General features: G+C 54.7%; 20 protein-coding genes. 6 read left to right on the plus strand and 14 right to left on the minus strand.

Going from position 1 to position 24506, the window contains the following annotated elements; translation table 11 throughout:
- Positions 1-568: 568 nt before the first annotated feature.
- From COHPA_RS0110700 to COHPA_RS0110715, 4 genes are read right to left on the minus strand one after another with little or no spacing between them, the layout of a single operon-like run.
- The gene (locus COHPA_RS0110700; protein ID WP_027086169.1) at positions 569-3289 is read right to left on the minus strand and encodes an ABC transporter permease; all 2721 of its coding nucleotides are present in this window, start codon (positions 3287-3289) and stop codon (positions 569-571) included.
- A complete protein-coding gene (locus tag COHPA_RS0110705) occupies positions 3286-4011 on the minus strand; it encodes an ABC transporter ATP-binding protein (RefSeq protein ID WP_027086170.1) in 726 nt (241 codons plus the stop codon). The genes COHPA_RS0110700 and COHPA_RS0110705 overlap by 4 nt, the downstream gene beginning before the upstream one ends.
- A gap of 29 nt (positions 4012-4040) precedes the next feature.
- Positions 4041-5060, minus strand: a complete 1020-nt coding sequence (locus COHPA_RS0110710) for a sensor histidine kinase (protein ID WP_027086171.1) — start codon at positions 5058-5060, stop codon at positions 4041-4043.
- The gene (locus tag COHPA_RS0110715; protein WP_027086172.1) at positions 5057-5788 is read right to left on the minus strand and encodes a response regulator transcription factor; all 732 of its coding nucleotides are present in this window, start codon (positions 5786-5788) and stop codon (positions 5057-5059) included. The genes COHPA_RS0110710 and COHPA_RS0110715 overlap by 4 nt, the downstream gene beginning before the upstream one ends.
- Positions 5789-6518: 730 nt before the next feature.
- Here COHPA_RS0110715 and COHPA_RS0110720 point away from each other — a divergent pair.
- On the plus strand, positions 6519-7808 hold the full coding sequence (locus COHPA_RS0110720; protein ID WP_027086173.1) for an ABC transporter substrate-binding protein: 1290 nt from the start codon (positions 6519-6521) through the stop codon (positions 7806-7808).
- Positions 7809-7885: 77 nt separating this feature from the next.
- Positions 7886-8668 carry a hypothetical protein gene (locus tag COHPA_RS0110725; protein ID WP_027086174.1) on the plus strand — a complete coding sequence of 261 codons (783 nt, stop codon included), beginning with the start codon at positions 7886-7888 and terminating at the stop codon, positions 8666-8668.
- 59 nt (positions 8669-8727) lie between these two features.
- On the opposite strand, the gene COHPA_RS0110730 is transcribed toward COHPA_RS0110725, so the two are convergent.
- Positions 8728-8916, minus strand: coding sequence for a hypothetical protein (locus COHPA_RS0110730; protein WP_027086175.1), 189 nt, complete (start codon positions 8914-8916; stop codon positions 8728-8730).
- Positions 8917-9083: 167 nt separating this feature from the next.
- On the opposite strand from COHPA_RS0110730, the gene COHPA_RS0110735 reads away from it, so the two are divergent.
- The gene (locus COHPA_RS0110735; RefSeq protein ID WP_027086176.1) at positions 9084-9929 is read left to right on the plus strand and encodes a hypothetical protein; all 846 of its coding nucleotides are present in this window, start codon (positions 9084-9086) and stop codon (positions 9927-9929) included.
- A gap of 74 nt (positions 9930-10003) precedes the next feature.
- A complete protein-coding gene (locus COHPA_RS0110740; protein WP_027086177.1) occupies positions 10004-10828 on the plus strand; it encodes a hypothetical protein in 825 nt (274 codons plus the stop codon).
- Between the two features lie 117 nt (positions 10829-10945).
- Here COHPA_RS0110740 and rnhA read toward each other — a convergent pair whose 3' ends face one another.
- From rnhA to COHPA_RS0110760, 4 genes are read right to left on the minus strand one after another with little or no spacing between them, the layout of a single operon-like run.
- Positions 10946-11593 carry a ribonuclease H gene (gene rnhA, locus COHPA_RS0110745; protein WP_027086178.1) on the minus strand — a complete coding sequence of 216 codons (648 nt, stop codon included), beginning with the start codon at positions 11591-11593 and terminating at the stop codon, positions 10946-10948.
- Positions 11594-11609: 16 nt separating this feature from the next.
- Positions 11610-12227 (minus strand): class I SAM-dependent methyltransferase, encoded by a 618-nt coding sequence (locus COHPA_RS0110750; protein ID WP_027086179.1) that lies wholly within the window; start codon positions 12225-12227, stop codon positions 11610-11612.
- A gap of 29 nt (positions 12228-12256) precedes the next feature.
- Entirely contained in the window at positions 12257-13489 is a 1233-nt protein-coding gene (locus COHPA_RS0110755) for a multidrug effflux MFS transporter (RefSeq protein WP_027086180.1), read from the minus strand.
- A gap of 40 nt (positions 13490-13529) precedes the next feature.
- On the minus strand, positions 13530-14810 hold the full coding sequence (locus COHPA_RS0110760; protein ID WP_027086181.1) for an ArsB/NhaD family transporter: 1281 nt from the start codon (positions 14808-14810) through the stop codon (positions 13530-13532).
- 253 nt (positions 14811-15063) lie between these two features.
- Here COHPA_RS0110760 and COHPA_RS0110765 point away from each other — a divergent pair, with 253 nt between their 5' ends.
- Positions 15064-15696, plus strand: a complete 633-nt coding sequence (locus tag COHPA_RS0110765; protein WP_027086182.1) for a TraX family protein — start codon at positions 15064-15066, stop codon at positions 15694-15696.
- Positions 15697-16111: 415 nt separating this feature from the next.
- Positions 16112-16486, plus strand: coding sequence for a hypothetical protein (locus COHPA_RS0110775; RefSeq protein ID WP_035119420.1), 375 nt, complete (start codon positions 16112-16114; stop codon positions 16484-16486).
- Between the two features lie 58 nt (positions 16487-16544).
- Here COHPA_RS0110775 and COHPA_RS0110780 read toward each other — a convergent pair whose 3' ends face one another.
- The 5 genes from COHPA_RS0110780 to COHPA_RS0110800 all read right to left on the minus strand — a co-directional run bounded on the left by COHPA_RS0110780 (position 16545) and on the right by COHPA_RS0110800 (position 24408).
- Positions 16545-17678, minus strand: coding sequence for a site-2 protease family protein (locus COHPA_RS0110780; protein ID WP_027086185.1), 1134 nt, complete (start codon positions 17676-17678; stop codon positions 16545-16547).
- A 33-nt stretch (positions 17679-17711) separates the two neighbouring features.
- A complete protein-coding gene (locus COHPA_RS0110785; RefSeq protein WP_027086186.1) occupies positions 17712-18443 on the minus strand; it encodes a ZIP family metal transporter in 732 nt (243 codons plus the stop codon).
- 479 nt (positions 18444-18922) lie between these two features.
- Positions 18923-21229 carry a glycoside hydrolase family 65 protein gene (locus tag COHPA_RS0110790; RefSeq protein WP_027086187.1) on the minus strand — a complete coding sequence of 769 codons (2307 nt, stop codon included), beginning with the start codon at positions 21227-21229 and terminating at the stop codon, positions 18923-18925.
- A gap of 362 nt (positions 21230-21591) precedes the next feature.
- Positions 21592-22665, minus strand: a complete 1074-nt coding sequence (locus tag COHPA_RS0110795; protein WP_027086188.1) for an undecaprenyldiphospho-muramoylpentapeptide beta-N-acetylglucosaminyltransferase — start codon at positions 22663-22665, stop codon at positions 21592-21594.
- A gap of 18 nt (positions 22666-22683) precedes the next feature.
- Positions 22684-24408 carry a proline--tRNA ligase gene (locus COHPA_RS0110800; protein ID WP_027086189.1) on the minus strand — a complete coding sequence of 575 codons (1725 nt, stop codon included), beginning with the start codon at positions 24406-24408 and terminating at the stop codon, positions 22684-22686.
- Positions 24409-24506 lie beyond the last annotated feature (98 nt).

A 24506-nucleotide genomic window follows, 5' to 3' on the forward strand; every position in this document is an offset into this window, starting at 1 on the left:
CCCGGAGTGCGCTTTTGGCGTCAAAGGCAGCGTACGTCAGAGCGCAGCAGGATGGACGGCCCTCCCTACTTCCGTCGCTGCATCGGGGGTTCGCACACTTTGTCCTCCACTGGAGTCGCTGCATCGGAGGTCCGCACACTTTGTCCTCCACTGGAGTCGCTGTATCGGGGNTTCGCACACTTTGTCCTCCACTGGAGTCGCTGTATCGGGGTTTCGCACACTTTGTCCTCCACTGGAGTCGCTGTATCGGGGTTTCGCACACTTTGTCCTCCACTGGAGTCGCTGCATACCTGCAATTCTGCAGATAATCCTACCCGAAATCGCTCGTTTAACCTTTCGTCCTGCAAAATTGCAGGTATTAGTCTTGCAAACCTTCAATGGAGTCACGCGGCTAGCTATCACCTGCACATTTGCATTTAGTTGATTTAACACCTTACCGGTTCTATGAAATAGCTGTACAATCGCAGGTTCTATGTCCGCTTTTCGACCCGTTCTCATCCCACATCACCTATTGAAATAGGGCAGCCTATGAAATGTTAAAAAAACGCCCCGCTAAGGCGGAACGTCTTTAGGACGGGATATACTTGGTCGATTCGATCGGAGACACCTTGTAGACGGATCGGGCGGTCCAGAACGTCGTCATGGCGACCGTGAACAGAATAATCGCCAGTACGATAAACAATCGCGGCGTCGGCGGGACGAAGTTCGTTCCCGCGGCATCGATTCGCCATTGAGGCTCGCAAATCGCGTAAGCGAAGTACCCGCCGGCGGCATAACCGAGCAATGAACCGAAAGCGCCCGTCAGGAAGCCCTCCGTCCATATATACATGCGAAGCAGTCGCGGCGGGATGCCGATGCTTCTTAGCACGCCAAGCTCCCGTTTTCTGAGCTTCGCCGCGCGAAGCGTCACGACCGCAAGACCCGTGATTCCGATTGCGAGAGCAACCAGGTTAAAGCGTTCGAACAAACTCAGCAACAGTCCGATGTTAAGGAAATAACCGGCGTTCTCATTCACGGCGCTGTTAAGAGGCGATACGTTGAACCGGGCGAGCGCCGTCGCGGTATCGCTCTGCCATTGCCGCGCAAGCTCGGCGTTATCGAAGCGGAGGAAGATCGCGGAATGCCGCTTTTTCGCTCTCTCTCCTAGCCGGAGAACTTCATGGGCGTTCATCCAAATCCCAGGTTGCGCAGGATACGAGAGCCGTTCGTCGTCTACTACACCTACGATTCGCTTGCTGACCTCATGCCCATTCACATTGAACGTCACGGTCGTCGCCTCTTGCGCCCCGAACAGGCCCCAACCGCCCAGGAAGCTTAGCGCGCCGGTCGATACGATAATCGCGTCGGGATCTTCGAGCAGCGTCATCCATGGGTCGCTTGCATGGCTTTCCCCTGAATAATCGGGAACAATCGGAAGCTCGTTGGCGCTCGCGTAAGCGGCGTCGACGCCGCCTATCATGTAGCCTCTCCACTCCGACTCCTCCCACGGAAGTCGCACGAGCGAAGCCGCTTGCGGAAACTCCTCTTGCGGAAATCCGACTTCGTTCAGCGCGACGAGCAATTGCTCCGAAGAGACAACCCGGATGTCTTCCGCATAATAATCGAAGCCGCCGGTCGCCGTTCTGCTATCCGTCTGCTCGATGAGCCGATTATTGTAGTCGGCCAGCACCGTGGAGAAGCTCGCCAAGCAAGATACGGAGCAGAAGAGAATCAATAACAGTCCCGTCCGAACCCGGTTAGCCTTCAGTTGGGACAGCCCCAAATTCAGCATGCCGAAAGCGCCGGAAGCTCTGCGAAGCACCGCGAGCGCAATCCGGCACGTCCATTCCAGCCATCTGACCCCGGCGTAACCGATTCCAGGGACGATCAATAGGAATGCGGTGATCGACATCGTTGCGAAGTCGCCGCCCTCGAACCAAGCCTCCCTAACGGATGGAATGGCCGTTAACGAGACAAGGAATACAACGAGCAGCAACAGTATGCCCGACAGCCCGGCATGCAGATGAGATCCTGAAGAGGTCTGCGCGACGCGTCGCTTGGCGTGGACCGTCCCCATCTCCCGATAGGAGAGCGCGCGTTGAGAGACGACCCACATGCACGCGAATACGACGCCGACCCCGAGCGACATGCCGATGATGGCCGACTCGATGAGAGTACCGGGGTTCAAGAGAAGTTCCGATTCCCCCGCGAAATCGAAAAACCGACTGTACCCTTTGACAATCCACGCCGTTAGCGCCGCACCCGCCAGTCCGCCTATCGAGCAAGCCAATCCGGCGCAATAGAGCGCTTCCAGCCGCATGATCCGCTTCAAATCCAGCCGGCTCACCCCGAGCGTACGCATCGTTCTCATTCCCGTCTTGCGCTCTTCCGCGATTAACCGGAACAGATTGATCGTCAGAATGATGCTCATGACGAACGCGTTAATGATCGGAACGCCGAAGAAATAGGCCGCGTAAGACGTCGGGTTCGCGTCCGAGGCCGTCCGGACCGCCTCTTCCTTGACGTAAACGGTCTGCCAAGGCGGCGCGGGGAAAGAGGAGCCGACCGCGCTCGTATAAGTATCTTCAGGCAGATGGAACAGCTTGCGCGCGGCATCCGCACTGACGATCGCCGTAGCCTCGGCACGCTGAACGCCGAGATACCCGGTCAGCCCCCGCTCCGCGACGACGCGGTCGACGATAAAGCCGACTTTGCGATTGTCCAAATCCAGAACGCGCACGCTGTCCCCCGGTTTGGCGTTCAACTGGTTCGCTGCAGCCGAGGAGAGGATGATTCTGTCCTCGGCTAGCCGTTCGGGCCAGTTCAGCTCCCGCAGCCCGGGATCCCAGTCCAATGCTTGCGCCATATCTGTCCCGACGACGAGAACGCTCGGCAATAACCGTTCCGTAGACGCGTCCGATCCTCTGCTGAGCGTGAGGGCGTAAGAGATGATCGGCAGCAGGTCCGACGCCTCGCCGCTTACGGACTGCAGCATGGACCGCATATCTTCCGGTTCGTAATAATGGTTCGGTAGAACGGGTTGTTGGATCGCTGGAACTTCGTAAGCGATATTGCCGAGATGTTCCCTGACGAACCGATCCGTACTCGCGGAATAAGTCGTCAGCATGGACAGCAACGGCGTTATCAACGCGGTGCTGATCGACAGACCGACGATCGTCAGCAACGTTGTCGGCTTGTTCAGCAATGCCTCTCTTGCGGCGATGCGCCGAATATGGGGAAAACGAAGGTTTAGCCATACGACGTATAGCAGCAATAGGACGAGCGGCGTCAATCCGATAAGCAGCATCATGGCGTCAGGGCCCTCTCCTCCGCAGAAACAGACCGACGCTCCGATATGAGCTTGCCGTTGTCCATGTACAGCGTACGGTGGGCGTAACCCGACACCTTCGGGTTATGGGTCACGATAACGAAGGAAATCCCGTCGTGCCGGTTGATATGATCGATCAAATCCATGACCATCGCATTGCTGTCGCCATCGAGCGCCCCCGTAGGCTCGTCCGCGAATACGATTCTCGGCTGGTGCACGATCGCCCGCGCCAAGGCGACGCGTTGCTGCTGCCCGCCCGACAATTCGTCCGGGCGATGGTTCGCCCGGTCTCTGAGACCGACCCGCGTCAGCGCTTGAAGCGACCTCTCTCTCGCAGCCGATCTGGCGACTCCGTTGCATAGAAGCGGAAGCTCGACGTTCTCGACCGCGCTAAGCACGGGCACCAGGTTATAAAATTGAAAGACGAAGCCGAGGTACTTCGCGCGAAAAGCGTCCCGTGCCCGTTCGGCAAGTCCGGAAACCTGAAATCCTTCCATCCGAACGCTCCCCGAGGTGACGTCGTCCATGCCGGCCAGACAGTTGAGCAGCGTCGTTTTGCCGCAACCGGACGGTCCCATAATCGAGACGATCTCGCCGCGGCGCAGCTCGAAATTTACGTTCTTTACCGCTTCGATCGCTTGATCTCCGATTCCGTATATTTTGCGAACGGCTTGCGCTTCGAGCAGTACTGGCTGATCCTTCATGCCGATTCCCTCGTTTCACAATGAATGGGTTACGCTGCCGGAAAGACGGGAAGCCTCAGCACGAACACCGTACCGCTTCCGATCTCGCTTGCGACGTTCAACGTGCCGCCGTGCGCTTCGACGAATTGCTTGGCGATCGCGAGACCTAGGCCGGTCCCGCCCGCCGAACGGCTGCGGGAGTCATCCGCGCGGTTAAACCGGTGGAAAATATACGGCAGCTTATCGGCCGCGATGCCAGGTCCCGTATCCGCAACCTCGATCCGAATGAAGCCGTCCGCCTCCGCGCTTTGCCGAATCTCGACTTTGCCGCCTTCCGGCGTATAACGAATCGCGTTGCCGATCAAGTTGATCAGCGTCTGCTTCATGCGCGACGGATCGCAGTAGACCTCGCACGCCAAGGCGTCCAGTTCGCCGAGTCCGATCCTTTTCTCTTCCGCTTCCACCGAGAGGATATCGACGACTTCCCGAAGAACGAGGTTGATATCGATCCATTCGCGATCGAGCCGCAGCTTCCCCGCTTCGGCCAAGCTGAGCTGCTGCAGCTCTTGGATGAGCCGCGACATCCGCTTCGTCTCGTCGAGCAGGGAGACGAGGTTCTCTCGCTTAGGCTCCATCGCGCCTTTAAGCATCGTCTCCAGATGTCCGCGCAAGATCGCCACAGGGGTCCGCAGCTCGTGCGCCGCGTCCGAGACGAGCCGACTGCGCGCTTCTTCCCCTTGGATCCATTCCCTCGAAACCCGATTGAACAAGACGGCCAATTCGGCGATTTCGTCCCCGCCGCCGACTTGGATATCCTTCTCTATGCCGGTTAGCGATACTTGACGCGCCTCGGCGACGAGCTGCTGCATCCGGCTCGCGAGCAGTTGCGCGACCCACAACGCTGCCGCTCCAAGAAGAAGAAAGAGAAATAGCAGAATAAGCGCATATTGCAGGGAACGACTACCTGCGTCTCCATGGCTCCCCCACGCGTATCCGAGCAATAGCGCGGCGATTGCGGTAAGGGTCGCCACGATTCCAATGGTAACGGCAAGCTTCGCGCGCAGCTTCATTGGGCATCACCGAACTTGTAGCCTACGCCGTGAACCGTCACGATGTATGCCGGATTGGAAAAGTCCGTCTCGATCTTCCGCCGGATGTTCCGAATATGCGTGTCGATCGTCCGCTCGTAGCCGGTATACTCTTCGCCGAGCGCGATTTCAAGCAAATCCAGACGGCTGTACACGCGCCCCGGGGACTGCGCCAGCGTCCGCAGAATCTTGAACTCCGTCGGCGTGAACGGGACCGGCTGCCCTTGCACGCTGACCGCATGCTTGGGCAAGTCGATCGTCAACCCTCCCCGTTGCAGAAGTTCGTCGGACTTCCGCTCCGCTGCCGCATTCCGGTGCGGCTGGGATTGCGTGCGTCTAAGCACGACGCGAATACGCGCCTCCAGTTCCCGAATGGAGAACGGCTTCGTCATGTAATCGTCCGCGCCCAGTTCCAGTCCGAGCAGCTTGTCGACTTCCTCCGCCTTCGCGGTCAGGAAGATGACCGGCACCTGCGAGAAACTCCGGATTTGCCGACACGTATCCAGTCCGTTCATGCCCGGCATCATCCAATCGAGCAGCACCAGATCGACGTTCGGCGCCTGCCGCAGCTTCTCCAGCGCCTCTACGCCGCTTAATGCCTCCACGACTCGATACCCGTCGTTGCGCAAATAGCTGGCTATGAACGCAATCATCTTCTCTTCGTCGTCGACGACGAGAATCGTCGCTTTCGTCTCGACATAGTTGTTCACGTTATGCGCCTCATCTCTCGCTTGATCCGAAACCTATTTACTCTCCATTGTACAGGATAAATATGAAGAAATTATCAAGAGACCTACAAGAAAATCAACCTTACATTTACAAACCGCTCCATCGGGGGTGCGCACACTTTGTCCTCCTCTGGAGTCGCTGCACCTGCAATTCTGCAGTTAATCCTACTCGAAAGCGCTCGTTTATCCCCTCATCCTGCAAAATTACAGGTATTAGTCCTGCAAACCCTCAATGGAGTCACGCAGCTCGCTATCACCTGCACATTTGCATTTATGGACTTAACACCTTACCGGTTCCATGAAATAGCTGTACGATCGCAGGTTCTATCGCAGGTTCTATTGGTTGGCGGAGAAAGTGGGGTTCACTCCGTCGCTGTGCGGACGTATTCACGGTCACACGATAGCGACTATCACGCTAGCACCTACGAATATCCCCCCGGGTATGTCTGTTTACGATCCGTTCTCATCCCACACCACCCTATTAAAATAAGCAGCTTCTAACCCCCCATTTTATACTTTCCGATAGGTTAAAAAAATCCTTGCCTATCAAGAGACCTCAATATCCTCGTGTCTTTGGAACTATAGACAATTTTATGGTACGAAATATACAATATGGTTTGTCTCTTCATTTTATGTAAATTTGTAGTAATAAATGAACATAATTCGACTTTATTCGCTAATTCAAACCTAGATTCGGAGGCCGTCGATCGGTATGCCAAAGTTCGCAATTGTTATCGTCGCATTGTTAATGCTCGTCCTGGCAGGCTGTCAGATTTCAAAGGACAAACAGGTTACGCTCACCGTGAATTATCCGTCCGCCGAGCAATTCAACCTGATGTACGGCAATGCTTTTAAAACGAAATTTCCCCGCATTAACGTTCAAGTCGTCCAAGACGATGCGAACCAGGCCGGACCTACCGATGTCATGTATTTGAACGGCCTGGATCTGTATAAGCAAGCGGTAGAGAAAGGTCAATTGCTCAACCTGTCGCAGTTACAGAAGGGTAAAGGGCTTTCGGACAAGCTATCCCCGATTGTCACCGATTTGATCGGCGCCGCATCGCCGGACGGTCAGCTATACGGACTGGCGCCTACTTTTCATACCCAAGCGCTCTATTACAATAAGAAACTATTCGATCAGTATAAATTGCCGTATCCAACGAATGGCATGAGCTGGAAGGAAGTGATTCAGCTCGCCATGCGGTTTCCGACAAAGGCTCAAGACGGCAAGCCGTTGTACGGGTTCCAAATGAATTATTACAAAGAGGTCACCCTGAACTTGATTCTTCGCATGGGAGAGACGCAGCAGATTCCCTTCATCGATCCCAAGACGAGCAATGTGACGATGAACACGGATCAATGGCGCGAGATATGGACCTATGCCATAGAGGCTTTCCGGGCTGGCGTCGTGTTCGACAAGGACAAAGACCAGGTAAATAAGGAAGTCAGTCAAGCTCCGGCATTTTTCACGCAGCAAGCGGCGATGACAGTCGGTTCCCAGAACACGGCGTATAATTTCGAACCTTATTCCCAGATGCCGGATGGCGGGGGATCGATCGATTGGGGTGTAGTCTCCGTACCGGTCAACCCCGAGAATCCTGAATATTCCACCGCGTATGAGTTGTTCGATATTTTCGGCATATCGGCAGCATCCCAACACCGGGAAGAAGCGGCCAAGCTTGTTGATTTCATCGTCAGTGATTCTACGAATAATCGGCCCCTCGCGCAGGCGCAGCCGAATTACGGCTTGCCCGCCGTTATAGAAGACATCAGTCCGATCGCCGGACACGATCTGTCTCCACTGTACGCGCTTAAAGCTCAGTCCAATCAAGTTGACCCCTATTCGGCGATGAACATCGATGTGATCAACGCATTTAAAGCGGTGGCGCAAGGCTTTGTCGATCGCGCGATTGCGGGCGAGCTGACGATCGAAGAGGCGCTTGAGCAAGTGGAGCAACAAGGCCAAGCGGCAGTCGACGAGGCGATGGCTGGATTAAAATAGGAGGTGAGAGAAGCGAATTTACCGTTGCAAACCATCATTAGTCGCAGAATAAGACGACAAAAGGAGAGAATTAAATCATGTTGACAACAGTAAGGTATAAATTCGGAAAAATGGCTTTGGCATTCATGATGGCAGCGTCGTTGCTTGTAGCAGCCATTCCTGCTTCGGCCGAAATAAGTGGAGCTACCAACATTACAAATCTCCAAGTCTCATATACCGATGATACCCACAGGCAAATTGTTGCCACTTCTAGAGCGGTCTCAACTAGGCCTAAGAGAACAACTATGAAAATGATCAACTTTGTTACAAGCATAGACCCATACGGGCCTGATGACAGAACAGTCATTTCCGACTCGGATATGGACGGTATTATCGATTGGACGTCAAAGAGATATCGTGCCGACAGAGGATACCGTATAAAAAGTTCCATAGATGTATCTTATTTAAATGGACTAAACGACTTTTTCATTAGAGATTACTTTTGGGATCCGAAGAATGAAATAGAACCGAAGGTCTCGAAGCCATTCAGACAATCGCTTTCGTTAAATCCGACCAAAGCGATTGGTTATTTTGAATACGCTAATGCGTCAAAAACAAATGTTGTCGCTAAAGTAGCTGCCAGCACGACAAGAACCAATTACGAGTATATTTATTTTAGTGCAAAGGTCTCTGAGAAGGGCTTTGGACAAACAGACGGCGTTTCGTTGGTTATTCCGAATGGAGATACATCGATTGAATGGGAGTCTTTATTACACAACGGGGACATCGAAATGGATCTTGAGTATAGCTTCTCTCTTCGCTTTAAAGATGGCAAATACGATGTAGTAATGGGCACGAGGAAATGGAGTCCGGTTTACTAATAATAGAGTTCTTCAACCGTTGGACGTACCTTATGTTTTGAAAGGGATCTAGTAGGGTATTAAAGGAACTTGTGACGGTCTTCTTCAGCGCGTGAAGCAGCCTTGCCCATTCCGGCAGGCTGCTTTTTACGTTGGCAAGGCAACAGAATGAAGCTCGGAGACTCGTCGCTCACTTCCGCCCCTAACTCCAGCCCGAGCAGCTTGTCGACCTCCTCCCTCTTCGCGGTCAGAGACCTAAATATCCTCATGCCTTTGGAACTATAGACAATTTTCTGGTACTAAATATACAATATGGATTGATGCTTCATTTAATGTTAATTTATAGAAATAAAAAGGCAGTATTCGACTTTATTCGCTAATGCTAATTCAAACCTAGTTTTGATTCGCAGGCCATCGAAAAGGAGAGAATTAAATCATGTTGCAAACAGTAAGGTATAAATTTGGAAAGCTAGCTATGGCATTCATGGTGGCAGCATCATTGCTGGTATCGGCCATTCCTGCTTCGGCCGAAATAAGCGGAGCTACCTACATTTCAAATTTGAAAGTCGCATTTGCCGACGCCGCTCACACGCAAATTGTTGCCACTTCTAAGGCGATTTCAACTAGACCTAACAGAAAAATCATGGAAATGACCAACTATCTTCAAAGCTTAGATACAGGCGAGCTTGTAGACAGTAAATTTATTTCCGACTTGGATAAGGACGGTATTATCGATTGGACGTCAAATAGACATCGTGCCGACATAGGATACCGTTTAATTAGCGGCATCGTTGTATTTTATTCAAATGGAGTAAACGACTTTTTCGTTAGAGATTACTTTTGGGATCCGAAGCATCAAATGGAACCGAAGGTCTCGGAGCCATTCAAATACTCGGAGTCGTCTAATCCGACAAAAGCGTATGGTTATTTTGAATACGCTAATGCGTCAAAAACAAAGGTTGTCGCTAAAGTAGCTGCCAGCACGACTAGAACCGACTACGAGTTTATTGATTTTCGGGCAGATGTCATTGATAAGGGCATTGGAAGAACAGACGGCATTGCGTTCGTTTTTCCGAAAGGAATTTCGTGGATTGAATGGGAGTCGCTAATGCACAATGGGAACAATGAAATTGATCTTGAGTATAGCTTCTCTCTTCGTTTAAAAGATGGCAGCTACGAAGAAGTAACGGATGCGCGCAAATGGAGACCGTTGACTCGAAACACACCAGATAGCGTTCTTAAACCGTTAGAAGTACCATTTGTTTTGAAAGGGATCCAGTAGGTGAAAGAGGCGAATGAACCGTTGTAAACCATCATGAGTCGCAGAATAAGACGACAAAAGGAGAGAATTAAATCATGTTGACAACAGTAAGGCTTAAAATCGGAAAATTGGCTTTGGCATTCATGGTGGCAGCGTCGTTGCTGATAGCAGCCATTCCCGCTTCGGCCGAAATAAGCGGAGTTACCTACATTACAAATCTCAAAGTCTCCTATGCTGACACTGATAAGAGGCAAATTATTGCCACTTCTAGGGCGATTTCAACTAGGCCTAACAGAACAACTATGAAAATGACCAACTTTGTTATAAGCATAGACCCAGACGGGCCTGAAGACAAAAAAGTCATCTACGACTCGGATAAGGACGGTATTATCGATTGGACGTCAAAGCCATATCGTGCCGACAAAGGATACCGTGTAATTAGCGCCATCGATGTATATTATTCAGATGATCTAAACGACTTTTTCATGAGAGATTACTTTTGGGATCCGAAGCATGAAATAGAACCGAAGGTCTCGAAGCCATTCAAACACTCGATTTCTTCTAATCCGACCAAAGCGTATGGTTATTTTGAATACGCAAATGCGTCAAAAACAAATGTTGTCGCTAAAGTAGCTGCCAGCACGACTAGAACCGATTACGAGTTTATTCATTTTAGTGCAAAGGTCTCTGAGAAGGGCTTTGGAAAAACAGACGGCATTGCGTTCGTTTTTCCGAAAGGAAGTTCATGGATTGAATGGGAGTCTTTATTACACAACGGGGACATCGAAATTGATCTTGAGTATAGCATCTATCTTAGCTTAAAAGATGGCAGCTACGAAGAAGTAACGGGCAAGAACAAATGGAGACCGCTTCCTCATATTCAACCGTTGGACGTACCTTATGTTTTGAAAGGGATCTAGTAGGGTATTAAAGGAACTTGTGACGGTCTTCTTCAGCGCGTGAAGCAGCCTTGCCCATTCCGGCAGGCTGCTTTTTACGTTTGAACGTTAATGGAAGCCGCTTGAGCCCAGCGCCCCTCACTTCCGACCGTAGTCCGCCTTGATCTCGCCCCACTCTTTGGTCTGCCACTTCGTCACCTTATTCGGGTACTTGTTCGTCTTCAACCATTGGACGGCGCGGTCTACGAGGCCCCAGATTTCGGAGGTGGATTCGTCGCGGACGAGCGTCGAGGCGACTTTCTTCTCCTTGACCCATTTGATCGCGTTCATCGAGTCGCTGTAGACCGTCTTGTTGCTCCCTTGCTTCTGCAAGTATGCGAGTCCGTGCACGATCGCGAGGAACTCGCCGAGATTGTTCGTCCCCTTGCTGATCGGACCGACGGAGAACAGGACTTCGCCGGTCTGCGTATCCACGCCTTTGTACTCGACCGGACCCGGATTGCCGGCCGTTCCGACGTCGACGGAGATGCTGTTGTAGTCGATTGGTTCTTTGGACGCCACTCCGCCTGAAGACTTCGCACCTCCAGCCCCGCCCGACGCTTTAGCCGCTTGTCCGAAGCTCCTTTTCCACCCGGCCCCGTATGCGACCTCGGCTTCCGCCTTCGACTCGTACGACTTGTACTTGGCGCCCTCGAACTGATCGACTTGCTTCTGGCACTCCGGCCACGTCACGTAGATCCCGGGCTCCCTGCCTACCCACACGACGTAATATTTCTGCTTCGCCATCGATATCCCCCTTGCCCTACTCGCCCGGCTTCCGGAGCAACAACGCCTGAAAATGCGGCGAACCTTCCCCCATCGGCACCGTGTGAAATTCCTCCACGCCGAACAGCGGCGATGCCAGCGCCTGCAGTTCCTCGTCCGTGTACATCGCGAAAAACCGCTTCGGCTCATAGGCGTCTTTGTCCCATACGCCCTCGGAGCTCTCTCCTCCGTATACGCCGTAGAAGAACAGCCCTCCCGGTTTCAGCACCCGATGAATACTCGCCAGCACGTCTCCGATTTCCGCCTTCGGAATATGCAGCAGACTGTTCATCGCATAGACGCTGTCGAATTGCCAGTCGTCGAACGCCAGCTCGCGAATGTCCATCTGCCGCGCATCGAGCCCTTTCTCCTTGCACAGCCGCACCATCTCGGAGGACAGATCGACGCACACGACCTCGAACTGGTTTTCCTGAAAATAAAGCCCGTCTCGCCCCGTCCCTGCCCCGATTTCCAGAATCGAATTTTTATCTTCCTCCAGCAGCGAGTGCAGGAATTGCTGGCGCACCTCGAACTTCCAAGGCGCCATCCGCGATTGGTCCCGTTCTTCCGCGTATTTATCGTAAGCTTGTCTCAGCGTATTCGTCACGTTGTCCATGCATGCACGCTCCTCTTTATCTCTATCCATTATACGGCTGCGGGAGTTTTTCTCCAATGAACCATAAGCAGAAAAACAAGCACCGCGCAGCATTCCAATGCCGCGATAATAATGCCCATCGGCAGTGCGTTGCTGCTGCCGGCAATGCCGACGAACGGCGCCAGCAGCCCGCCAAGCAGGAACGTCATCAAGCCAAGGAGGGCCGACGCGCTGCCCGCCGCATGCCCCTGATCGCCCATCGCGAGAACGAATCCGCTTGTGCTGACCATACCGACGCTCGACACGACGAAGAAGAGCGGGATAAGGATCAAAGCGAGCGGAGCGTCGAGCGCGATCATCGCTAACAACGACACACCCCCGCAGAGCGCGATGCCTAATCCTGCGACGAACAGCTTCTTCTCGTCCACCCGGGCGGCAAGCCGGCCGGTTAGTTGTCCGGCGATAATGATTCCGAGACCGTTGACCGCGAAGAACACGCTGAATAGCTGCGGCGATACGCCGTAAATGTTCTGCAGCACGAACGGCGAGCCCGAGATGTACGCGAACATAGCCGCAGACACCAATCCCTGCGTAAGCGCGAATCCCATGAAGCGGCGATTGCCGAGCAGCCTTCGGAACGTCCGCAGCGTCTCGCCTAATCCGCCGGTCATCCTCTTCTCCGCAAGCAAAGTCTCCGGCAAACCGAATAGAACGCCGACGAACAGCAGCAGCCCCCATCCCGCCAGCACGTAGAACAATCCTTCCCAGCCCATCGCCTTCATCAACTGCCCTCCGATGACCGGCGATAAGATCGGGGCCGCACCGTTCACGAGCATTAGCATCGCGAAGAAGCGGGTCAGCTCGGGACCCTCGTACATGTCCCGCGCCGCCGCGCGGGCAATGACGATGCCCGCCGAGCCGGCAAAGCCTTGTATAAACCGAAGCGCGATGAACGTTCCGATCGAAGGGCTCATCGCGCACAATAGAGATGCGATACCGTACACCGCAAGCCCGACAAGCAGCGGCCACCGTCTGCCGATAACGTCGCTCCACGCGCCTGCGAACAGTTGGCCGACGGACAAGCCGATCATGCAAGACGTGAGACTAAGCTGGGCCAGCGACGAGCTCGTTCCGTAATCGGTCGCCAGTTGAGGCAATGCGGGCAAATACAGATCGAGCGACAGCGGCCCGAACGCGGTCAGCGAGCCTAGCAGCGCGATTAGCCATACGACCGCTTGTCGTCTGCCCACAGGCTTGGCGCTAGCCATTTCTAATCCGTTCATCGTTACTCCTTCTTGCTGCATGTTATCTGATCACCATTACTCATAAGTATCGCAAATAAATATAGACGCTGCAGATCGCAACCGACAGCAGCATCAGCGGTAATGCAAGCTTCATAAACTTCACGAATTTGATGGGATAGCCTTCCTTGGCCGCCAGCCCCGCTGTCACGAGATTCGCGCTGGCGCCGATCAGCGTCCCGTTGCCGCCCAAGCATGCTCCGAGAGCCAGACTCCACCAGATCGGCTCTAGGTCGCTAACGCCCAAGGCGCCCATCTCTTGAATGAGCGGAATCATCGTCGCCACGAACGGGATGTTATCCATGAACGCCGAGAACAGCGCGCTCATCCATAGCACCAGCATAGCCGTAGCCGTCGCGTTGCCGCCCGTAAGATCGATGGCTTGTACGGCCAAATCCCGAATGATGCCGGTGTCTACTAATCCGCCTACCAGCGTGAACAATCCGACGAAGAAGAAAATCGTCGTCCATTCGACGCGGGACAGCGCCTCCTCCATCGTATGTTCGCCCGCTAGCAGCAACAAGAGAAACGCGCCGGCAAGCGCCATAACGGAAGACTCCACGTGGATCACGCCATGCAGGAAAAATCCGATGACCGTGAGCGCCAGAATGGCTAGGCTCTTCCACAGCAGCGGAATATCCGTCAGCAGCGCGCGCGCATCGAGATCCATCACATCGCTTTTGCGCGCCTCCGTCGTACGAAGTTCGCCGCGGAAAAGCAACCTGAACAGCGGAAGATGAACCGCCAAGATCAGGACGACGATCGGCGCCAAATTGTCGATGAACGCCATGAAGGTCAATTCCTCCACCGCGCTGCCGATCATGATATTCGGCGGGTCGCCGATTAATGTCGCCGTGCCGCCGATGTTGGAAGCGAGAATTTGCGTGAATAGGAACGGATACGGACTTACTTGCAATTGTCTAGCCAGACTGAAAGACACCGGTACGATAAGCATCACCGTCGTTACGTTATCCAAGAACGCCGAAGCGACCGCCGTAACGACCGCAAGCGCGAGCATGATTCTGACCGGCTCGCCCTTCGCCCGCTTGGCCGCTATGACCGCGATGTAGCTGAACAGCCCCGACTTCGCCGTCACGCCGACGATAATCATCATGCCGATCAGCAAGCCCAGCGTATTAAAGTCGATATACGACTCAATCGCCGAGTTCACGTCTACGATGCCGAAAGCGACGACGGCTATGCCTCCGAGCATCGCAACGATCGTCCGATGAACCTTGTCCGATATAATCAAACCGTAAGCGACGGCGAATATCGCTATCGCATAGATCGCTTGCTGTTCCATAAAACCTCCCGAGTCGATATCGTCAACACTCATCATACCTTATTTTGTAGCCGAGCGAAAAAATAAAGAGGCAATCCGCTTGCGAGCGGACTGCCATAGCAACTCATTTCACCGTTATGTCCGTTGCCGACACACCCATTATTGTCCAACCCGCTGCGACGGTCAACCCTTCCTTCCCTGCGCTTGTTCGCCGCTTACCGTTCGTATATTCTTTTACATAAGAGTACAATCGAACGCGCACGGAGGCGCAGCCATGCAAATCATCGCCATGCTCTCGATGTTAATCGATCATATCGGCATCATTTTCTTCCCCGGCAACGTCTCTTGGCGGGTCATCGGTAGGATGGCGTTCCCGATCTATGCTTATTTCATCGTGCAAGGCTACTTTCGCACGCGCGACGTCGGCCGCTACCTGCGGCGCCTCGTCATTCTCGCCGTCCTCTCCCAAATTCCTTTCATGCTAGGGTTATCTACGTTAAAGATTAACGTCATCGGCACGTTGGCGGTTTGTCTCGCGGTACTGATCTCGGCAGACCGTTATCCGCGCTGGGCCGTCGGCTTCGCCGCCGTCGCCGCGTTCGCGCTCGAAGCGCTCCCGTTCGACTACGGCTACTACGCGATCGCGCTCATCTGCATCTACCGCTATCTGGATCGCAGATATTGGGTGCTCGCGCATCTTGCCCTTAACGCGCTGGCATTCGCTCTCGATTCCGATTGGCTGGTGCAAGCGTTCAGCATCTTCCCGACGCTCTTCCTCGCCTACCGGGACACGCTGTTCGCGAGTTTCAAGCTTGGACTGGCGCCTCCCCGCTGGCTATGGCGCAGCTTCTATCCCGCGCATCTGGCCGCTCTCGCCGCCCTCGCGGCGCTGCTGGAATTCGACTAATGATAGAGTAGCCCGCATGCTGATGCTGCTTTTTATGAAAAACTCCGCTCCATTAAATCTTCGCTTACATGTATTGAATACAGTTCTAGAACTGAATGAGCTGTCTACTAATCCAAAGTAACTGCGCAGAGTGCAGTAATTTAGGCGAAAAATACATTTTTTAAAGATTTACGAGCTCCTACATGCATTTTGTGCAAGTAAATCAACTTGTATAAGGATCTGAGACCGAATAACTGTATTCCATGCAGGCGTAATAGAACGATCGGCTTCTTTAATCCCCCGCATATAATCAAAGGTCATTCGCTCCATTAAATTTAAGCTTATCTTTAGCTTCGCGGCATACTTGGACTTGTTATACTGAATGAGGCTTGCGAGCATGCCTCGCCACAATAAGCAGCGACATCGGGAGGACTTCATGAAATTCAACTTCAGCGCGTGGGATTTGGGCGGCAAAATCATTTTCGTCTCGACTTGCTTGGCTGTGTTATGTCTATTTTTCACATGGGTGGAACTCGGATTTTATTCCGAGAACGGCTTCAGCCAAGACGGATACTTGTTCCTGATCTGTTTCCTGTATCCGATCATTCGGTTGCTCCAGGGCAAATCGATCCATAAACTCGGCGGATACGTCGGCGCGATCGCGGGCATCGTCTGCGGCATCGCCTATATTAACTGGAAAAGCGCGGACGTGTTCGGCGTCTCGATCAATGCGGCGGGCTCCGGCCCCTACGTGTTCATCGTAGCGTCGGTTTTTCTAGGTATCGGCGTGTACAAGTACGGCAACCGGTAAAACGCAACGACTTCCTCATCCCGTCATGCGGGATAGGAAGTCGTTGTTCGTTCATCGCCTATAACGTATACAGCTCCATCAATCGATAACCGTACAGCATGAACCCCGACAAGACGCCCGCCAGCAGCAAGTACGCGATCAGCACCTTCCACTTCACCGCCGACGAGGATTTATAGTACGTCCGATAACGGGTTTGCTCTTCCTGAATGACGGCGATATCGGCTTCAGCCTTGCGCACAGCATGCTCGAGCAGCTCGGACGGCACCGGACGGTCGGGATCTCCGTCCTCGTACAGAACCGGCTGATGCTCCCACTCTTGCAGCAACTCGCGCGTTCGCATGACATAATTCAGGTCGATCTCCGCCTTCTCGCGCGCGAACTTCTCCTTGTCGTGCAGGAAAGGAATCGACCATTTGCGCAGCTTGCCTCTGTGTTTCATCGCTTCTTCGGCTTCGGCGGCCAGCGCCATCTTAAGCGGCAGCGTGCTCGTCAGCTTCGGCCAGTCCCGCAGCATCGCCGCGAGCCGCTCCAGCTTCTCCTTCTCGTAGCCCAGCACTTCGCTGCGGTAGCCTTCCCTCGCGCGGTTCCACCAGGAGAATATCCCGATCAGCAGAATCACGTACATCATCGGACTATCGGGGAACGCCACGACAAGCGCCAGCAGAGCGGCCAGTCCGAACAGCCATATTTTCGTCGAGAGCACGGATACGATTCTGCCCCCGTCCAGAGGCGACACCGGGAGCAAGTTGAATAGGTTGATCGTCGCGCCGAGGTAGATGACGAGCGCCCAGAACGGAACTTGGTCCACCTGATAGAGCAGCACCGCGGGCAAGAAGGAAAGCAATCCCGCTAGCGGACCGCCGTAAGCCAAATAGGCTTCGGTCGCCGCGTCGCGCGGTCGTTCCTTCATGGAAATCATCGCGCCGACGAAAGGAATGAACATCGCCGGAGACGTCGCGATTCCTTTGTGGCGGGCCGCCACGAGATGGCCCATTTCATGAACGAATATAAGGTACACGATCGCGATCGCGAATTTCCATCCGAAGAATAACGCGTAAGCCGACAGGCTCGCCGCCATCGAGAAGAGCGTGCCGCCGAACTTGGACCACTTGAGCAGAGCGATGACCCACTTGAACTTCGCCAGCAGGAATACGCCGATCGCGGTCAGGGTGGAACGGGTTTTGGCTTTCATAGCGCAGCGGTATCCTTTCCTGGGGCAGCTTGGTCAGCCGAACCAATGACTGATATAGATCATGATCAATAGGCCGAATATGAACGAATACGTCGAAGGTCTTTCGTAACCGTGTCCATGGCTCTCGGGAATGAGCTCTTTATACACGATGAACATCATCGCGCCCGCGGCGAACGCCAGCCCGAATCCGATCATCCCCTGGATGCCGCTCGCCATCATGTATCCGGCGACGGCCGATACGGCCTCCATAAGGCCGGTGATAAATACGATGAGGAACGACCTTAGCTTGCTGACGTTCGAGTTAATGAGGAATACGGCGAGAATCAGCCCTTCCGGAACGTTCTGCGCCCCGATCGAGATCGCCACAATCGGTCCGAGTCCCGAACTCTGGCTCGCGTAGCTGAACCCGGTACTCAGCCCTTCCGGAATATTATGAATGAACAACGCGATGATGACCAGCAAAGACTTCGAATCGAAAGCGGAGACCCGGCTGTCGTTCTCGACGTCGATATGCGGAATGTTCTTCTCGATCTGATCCAGCACGATAATCCCCGCAAGCAAGCCCAAGGTTAACCCGACGATGCCCGATTCCTTGATCGCTTGCGGCATAAGACCGAAAGTAGAAGCGGACACCATAATTCCCGCCGTGAAAGCGATCAGGATATCTTTCCACTTCTCGGACAGCTTCCGGATGAAAAAGATCGGAGCGGCACCGAAAACAGTGGCCATTGCGGATATAAAGCTTCCTGCCAACGCTGCCTCCATATCCAACCTTCCTTTATGCAATATTCTTGTTTACGTATGATCTGATCTTAAGAATAATCCATCCGATTTGCAACCTCTTCGACCTTTCATGATGAAAAGAGGTGTCCCAAAGTCGATTCGACCGAGGGGCACCTCTATTTTTATTACCGATCGATCGATATCAACTAGGCCAAAGCAGCGTCATCTCATCGCTCGACACTAACTGCATGTATGGCAGGTATTCCGACCAACGGGATACTCCTTGACCTGTTAACGGTACGAAGTGCAGTTATTTTGGGAGAAAATGCGAGAACCGATGTTTCGGCGATAATGTACTGTAGTTCGTGCGGTTATTCAGGTGAAATTGGCGATCTTGCGATAACGAACTGTATTTCATGCAGTTGAAGCGGAGAACGGTTGTTGTACGTTATTCAGCGTATGCGCCCGATCCGATCCGATCGATCGCGGACTCACGCATGAAAACCTCTTCGCCATACGCCTTATCCGATTCTCGCCTCTTCAAGCTCCAGCGTAACGCCGGCCGCGTCGATCGTATAGTCCCGGCCGTACAAGCGCACCCGAACCGGCTCGCCGGAGACGGCTTTCACCTCTACGTCCCCGCGCGATGCGCGCACGCCGAGCACCGTGCCCTTGTACTGGAACTTAAAGCTATACCCACTCCAACGCGCCGGGATCGAAGGGTTCAAGATCAAGCCGTCGGGGCCGTCGGAACGCATGCCTCCGAAGCCGTACACGATGTTCATCCAAGCCGCCGCGATCGACGTCGTGTGCAGCCCTTCCCGCGTATTGCGGTTGTAGTTGTCGAGATCGAGGCGAGTCGCGAACTCGAAAAACTTGTACGCTTCGTCGTGCTTGCCGAGCTCGGCCGCGAAGATCGAATGGATCGACGGCGACAGCGAGGACTCGTGAATGCAGCGGGACTCGTAATATTCGTAGTTCGCGCGTTTCGCTTCGGGCGAGAATTGCTGGTTGTACAGGAACATGAACATGAGCACGTCCGGCTGTTTGATCATGTCGTAACGATAGATGCGGTCGTACGACCAGTTATGGTAGAGCGGGAAGTCCGTCACCGGAATCGAATGGATGTCGATGTGCGGCATATCGAAGAACCCGTCGTGCTGCTCGTACACGCCCGTCTCTTCGTCGAGCGGGATCTTCATGTTATCGGCCAGACGCCGCCAGCCTTTCCATTCCGCCTCCGTCACGCCAAGCCGATCCGCCAGCGACTTGAACGCCTCGGGCACGTCCTTGCGCATGCCCTCGATCGCTTCGAGCGTGTACTCGAACAGTTTTCGGGCGGTCAGGTTCAAATAGCAGTTGTTGTTGACCATCAATTGGAACTCGTCAGGTCCCATGACCCCGTAGTACCCGAACTGCCCCGTCTTCTGTCCCCATTGGCCGCGGCTCTCGTAGAACCGGCACAGCTGCAGCAGCATCTCCATGCCTTGCTCGTGCAGGAACGCTTTATCTCCGGTTACCTTCACGTAATGCCATATCCCGTAGCCGACAGCCGTGCCGACTTGAAGCTGAAGATTCGAATGCTGCCACAGGTCGCAGCTTTCCGTGCCGTCGATCGTCGCGATCGGATAGAACGCGCCTTTGCAATCGACTTCCTTCGCCCGCTCCAGCGCATTCGGCAGCGACTTGTAGCGGAATTCGAGCAAGCTTCTGGCCGCCTTCGGATTGTTGAACAGATAGAACGGCAGGCAGTACGTCTCCGTATCCCAGAACGCGAGCCCGCGATACGCTTCGCCGGTCAAGCCTTTCGCGCCGATATTGAAGCCCGGATTGTCTCCCCGATACGTCTGATATAGTTGGAAAATACAGTAGCGGATACCTTGCTGATTGTCCGGATCGCCCTCGATCGCGATGTCCGACGTCTCCCAGATGCGCGTCCAATACGCGGTTTGATCGGCGACGAATTCGTTGAACGTCTTGATCGGCAAGGCGTCGATAACGGCAGTCACACACTCTTTCAGCGCCGCCATGTCGACGGATGCGTCCTTCTCGGCGTAGTTGACGACAAGCTTGGAGAAGTGCGAAGGCTGCCCCGGCCTCAGCGGAAGCGCGAACGCTTGCCCGACGTATTTCTCTTCCTTCACGGGCGTCGTTGCCGCATTGTGCGATGCCGACAGCGTGAAAGCCGACGCCAGTCGGTTGCCCGTGTTGATCGTCTTGGCAACGATGCTCGTCCAGCCGTTCTCCTCTCCGCTTGTTATCTCGTTCCACAGGTTCTTGCCTTGATCCTCGTGGATCGGAGAGAAGTCAAGGCCTGCGCGGATGCGGAGGTTGCCCTCGAAATCGTCCGTTTCGAACGCGACCCGCTGGCCGCCCAAGTTCGATTGCGTCATGCTGACAAGACGCTCGAACGTGATCCGGATCGACTTGCCGCTCGCCAGATGCCAGACGAATCGACGTTCATAGACGCCGGTGCGAAAATCGACTCTGCGCATGAAGCCGGAGAACGCGCTCGTCGCCAGATCCAGCGTCTCTCCCTCTGCTTCGATGCGCGTGTGCGCCCAGTTGACCGCGTTCGCCATGAACCGGAGCTGGCGAATGATGCCCTTGTAATGCGCGCCGAGCTTCATCTCTTCGTACAAACCGTTGAAATAGCTGCCGACGAGGCTGTCCCCGCTATAACCCTCGTCCGGAAATCCCCGTATCCCCATATATTCGTTGCCCAAGGAGAAGATCGATTCGGATACCCGGTTACGCGCGGGGTCGAAACCCTCCTCGACGACCGCCCAAGGGTCTACCTTCAAATATTTGTCCGCTGCTTTCGCCATGCGATTCGCCCCTCATCTGCAAGTTGGCCGCTGCGCTCACGCGTTTCGCGGCTTCTTGTGACAAGATAGCACGGCTGGTTCGGCGCATGAATGTCTGATCGCATGGAGATCGTTGGCATTATTACGGAGTTTGGTTTGGTTTGGTTTGGTTTGGTTTGGCTCCGGCTAGTCTGCCAAGTCGCAACGTCTGCGAAAATACATGTATTTTATACGTTGTCCCTCCTAGAGACTTAAATAACTGCGAAAGTGCAGTCACAGTCCTAACCAGCGCTTATTTGACCCGATAACGCAAAAATTACCTGCATGTTCGCAGGTAATTTCAATATGCTGGTCGATTTGATTCGATAACTGTACGATTGCAGCTAACGTTTCTTCGCCACGCCCTTGATCAGACTCATCAGGTTACCCAGCGTATCCGTATGCGGCGCGCCCTTCTCCATGCGGTCGATATAGGCTTGACGGTTATCGTAAAGCCGGTCAATTCGCGAGACGAGCGTGTCCGCGGTCAGATCCTCTTCCTGCAGCACGTCGCAATAGCCCGACTTGCGGAACGATTCGGCGTTAAGCAGTTGATCGCCTCGGCTTTGCGCTCTCGTGAGCGGGATCAGCAGCATCGGCTTGCGCAGGTGCAGAAACTCGAAGATGGAGTTGGCTCCCGCGCGGGAGACGACGAGATCGGTCATCGCGAGGATGTCCGGCAATTCGTCTTGCACGTATTCGATTTGCAGGTAGCCCGGCGCCTTTACGGAGTCGTCCGTCTGCCCTTTCCCGCACAGATGCACGATCTGGAACCGCCCGGTCAATCGTTCCAGCGACTCTCTCACCGCGAGGTTGATTCGGCGCGAGCCTAAGCTGCCGCCCATGATGAGCATGACCGGCTTGCGATCCGTGAACCCGCTCCACGCCCGCCCTCCGGCCGCGTTGCCGCGGCCCAGCGCCTCACGGATGACCGGACCGACGTAGTACGCCTTCTTCTTCGGAAGATGCCGCTCCGTGTCCGGGAACGTCGTGCACACCTTCGTCGCGAACGGAATCGCGATCTTATTCGCGAGTCCCGGCGTCACGTCCGATTCGTGAATGACGACCGGCACCCGGTTCAGCTTGGCGCCCAGCACGACCGGAACGGAAACGAACCCGCCTTTGGAAAAAATCACGTCCGGTTTGCCCCGCTTGATCGCGCGGTACGCATCGAATACGCCTTTGACGACCCGAAACGGGTCTTTGATGTTGTTCCAGTCCAAATACCTGCGCAGCTTGCCCGTCGCGATCCCGTGATACCTCACGTTCGGAACGTCCGCGATCAATTGTTTCTCGATACCCGCATGCGAGCCGATATATTCAACGGTCCAGTCTTCCGACTGGAACCTTGGTATTAACGCCAAATTCACCGTTACGTGACCGGCCGACCCGCCGCCCGTAAACATGATCTTCTTCATTATGCCGCTCCCATCCGTCTAACCGATACTGTTCATCTTCTCCATTATACGCCGAGTAGCTTCGTCTATGGGTATCGTATTTTTGAGCGTTTGGTTGCGGAATTTGAACTCGACGAGCCCTTCGCCGGCCTGCTTGCCGACGACGACCTGCATCGGAATGCCGAACAAGTCCGCGTCCTTGAACTTCACGCCCGGACGTTCGTCGCGATCGTCAAGGAGCACTTCGATCCCGCGTGCGGATAGCTCTTGGTAGAGACGTTCCGCCGCCTGCATCTGCGTCTCGTCTTTGATAGACACCGGAATCAGATGGACATGGAACGGCGCGATCGCGAGCGGCCAGACGAGCCCGCCCGCGTCGTGGTTCTGCTCCGCGATCGCGGACAGCATGCGGGAAACGCCGATGCCGTAGCAGCCCATGATCGCGGCTTGCCGCTTGCCTTCGGCGTTCAGGAACGCCGCGCCCAGCTTCTCGCTATACTTCGTGCCGAGCTTGAATACGTGTCCGACTTCGATGCCGCGATTGAACGCGAGCGTGCCTTCCTCGCAACGCGGGCATGGGTCGCGCTCCGCAACGTTGCGGAAGTCGCCGATCTGCGCGTGCGGGATGTCGCGTAACGGTTGAACGTTGCGCAAGTGGAAATCTCGCTCGTTCGCTCCCGCAACGCCGCCAGACATGCGCGCTACCGCAATGTCTGCCAGTATTGGGAGGTCTAAGCCAATCGGGCCGAGGAATCCGACAGCCGCGCCCGTCAGGCGCTCGATCGTATCCGCGTCCGCCATCTCGAAGTTTGCCGCGCCGCCGAAGTAATGGCGAACTTTAATCTCGTTAACGTCGTGATCGCCGCGAACGAGAATCGCAACCGGTTTGCCGTCGACGAGCGCGACGATCGTCTTGATGAGCTCGTTAGCGTGGATATCGAGCGCCGCGACCAGTTCGTTGATCGTGCGGATATTCGGCGTGTGGATTTTTTCGGGTTGCGGGATAACGGAGGTACGATCGGTCGATGTCTGCGCGCCTCTGTCCCCCGCGCGAGCCTTTTCCAGGTTGGATGCATAGTCGCAGTGCGTGCAGCTCGCGATCGTATCCTCCCCGATGTCGGCGAGCGCCATGAACTCGTGCGTGCTTCCTTCGCCGCCGATCGCTCCCGCGTCGGCTTCCACCGGACGAACGTTCAAGCCGCAGCGCGCGAAGATTGCGCCATAAGCCTCGTACATCCGCCAGTAAGTGCGGTTCAAGCCCTCCCAGCTCGTATCGAACGAGTACGCGTCCTTCATCAAGAACTCACGTCCCCGCAGCAGCCCGAACCTCGGACGCCGCTCGTCGCGGTACTTCGTCTGGATTTGATAGAGCGTCACCGGAAGCTTCCGGTACGACTGAATCTCGTCGCGCACGAGCGCCGTAATAACCTCCTCGTGCGTCGGACCGAGCGCGAACGCCCGGTCGTGCCGATCGCTCAGCCGAATCAGCTCCGGCCCGTATACGTCGTATCGTCCCGACTCCTGCCACAGCTCCGCCGGTTGCATGGCCGGCATGAGCAGCTCCTGCGCGCCCGCCGCATCCATCTCCTGCCGGACGATACTCTCTAGTTTGCGAAGCACTCGCCACCCTAGCGGCAAATATGTATAGATACCCGCCGCCAATTGCCGAATGAATCCCGCGCGCAGCAACAGTTGGTGGCTGATCGCCTCCGAATCGGCCGGCGCCTCGCGCAGAGTTGGCGCGAGCAGTGTATTCTGACGCATGATGATTGCCTCCTTCATTAGGGAAGATGTTTCATGAGTTCCGTTATCTGGGGATCCGTGTTTGCACCGTTCGCCCCCCGAACGCCAAAAAGCGCACT

The sequence above is a fragment of the Cohnella panacarvi Gsoil 349 genome, assembly GCF_000515335.1.
GTDB lineage: Bacteria > Bacillota > Bacilli > Paenibacillales > Paenibacillaceae > Cohnella > Cohnella panacarvi.

What these genes read in the sequence shown, in the direction of transcription:
- COHPA_RS0110700 (WP_027086169.1), bottom strand. Translation starts at nt 3,289, where the DNA reads ATGATGCTGCTTATCGGATTGACGCCGCTCGTCCTATTGCTGCTATAC.
- COHPA_RS0110705 (WP_027086170.1), bottom strand. Translation starts at nt 4,011, where the DNA reads ATGAAGGATCAGCCAGTACTGCTCGAAGCGCAAGCCGTTCGCAAAATA.
- COHPA_RS0110710 (WP_027086171.1), bottom strand. Translation starts at nt 5,060, where the DNA reads ATGAAGCTGCGCGCGAAGCTTGCCGTTACCATTGGAATCGTGGCGACC.
- COHPA_RS0110720 (WP_027086173.1), top strand. Translation starts at nt 6,519, where the DNA reads ATGCCAAAGTTCGCAATTGTTATCGTCGCATTGTTAATGCTCGTCCTG.
- COHPA_RS0110725 (WP_027086174.1), top strand. Translation starts at nt 7,886, where the DNA reads ATGTTGACAACAGTAAGGTATAAATTCGGAAAAATGGCTTTGGCATTC.
- COHPA_RS0110730 (WP_027086175.1), bottom strand. Translation starts at nt 8,916, where the DNA reads ATGAGGATATTTAGGTCTCTGACCGCGAAGAGGGAGGAGGTCGACAAG.
- COHPA_RS0110735 (WP_027086176.1), top strand. Translation starts at nt 9,084, where the DNA reads ATGTTGCAAACAGTAAGGTATAAATTTGGAAAGCTAGCTATGGCATTC.
- COHPA_RS0110740 (WP_027086177.1), top strand. Translation starts at nt 10,004, where the DNA reads ATGTTGACAACAGTAAGGCTTAAAATCGGAAAATTGGCTTTGGCATTC.
- rnhA (WP_027086178.1), bottom strand. Translation starts at nt 11,593, where the DNA reads ATGGCGAAGCAGAAATATTACGTCGTGTGGGTAGGCAGGGAGCCCGGG.
- COHPA_RS0110750 (WP_027086179.1), bottom strand. Translation starts at nt 12,227, where the DNA reads ATGGACAACGTGACGAATACGCTGAGACAAGCTTACGATAAATACGCG.
- COHPA_RS0110755 (WP_027086180.1), bottom strand. Translation starts at nt 13,489, where the DNA reads ATGAACGGATTAGAAATGGCTAGCGCCAAGCCTGTGGGCAGACGACAA.
- COHPA_RS0110760 (WP_027086181.1), bottom strand. Translation starts at nt 14,810, where the DNA reads ATGGAACAGCAAGCGATCTATGCGATAGCGATATTCGCCGTCGCTTAC.
- COHPA_RS0110765 (WP_027086182.1), top strand. Translation starts at nt 15,064, where the DNA reads ATGCAAATCATCGCCATGCTCTCGATGTTAATCGATCATATCGGCATC.
- COHPA_RS0110775 (WP_035119420.1), top strand. Translation starts at nt 16,112, where the DNA reads ATGAAATTCAACTTCAGCGCGTGGGATTTGGGCGGCAAAATCATTTTC.
- COHPA_RS0110780 (WP_027086185.1), bottom strand. Translation starts at nt 17,678, where the DNA reads ATGAAAGCCAAAACCCGTTCCACCCTGACCGCGATCGGCGTATTCCTG.
- COHPA_RS0110785 (WP_027086186.1), bottom strand. Translation starts at nt 18,443, where the DNA reads ATGGAGGCAGCGTTGGCAGGAAGCTTTATATCCGCAATGGCCACTGTT.
- COHPA_RS0110790 (WP_027086187.1), bottom strand. Translation starts at nt 21,229, where the DNA reads ATGGCGAAAGCAGCGGACAAATATTTGAAGGTAGACCCTTGGGCGGTC.
- COHPA_RS0110795 (WP_027086188.1), bottom strand. Translation starts at nt 22,665, where the DNA reads ATGAAGAAGATCATGTTTACGGGCGGCGGGTCGGCCGGTCACGTAACG.
- COHPA_RS0110800 (WP_027086189.1), bottom strand. Translation starts at nt 24,408, where the DNA reads ATGCGTCAGAATACACTGCTCGCGCCAACTCTGCGCGAGGCGCCGGCC.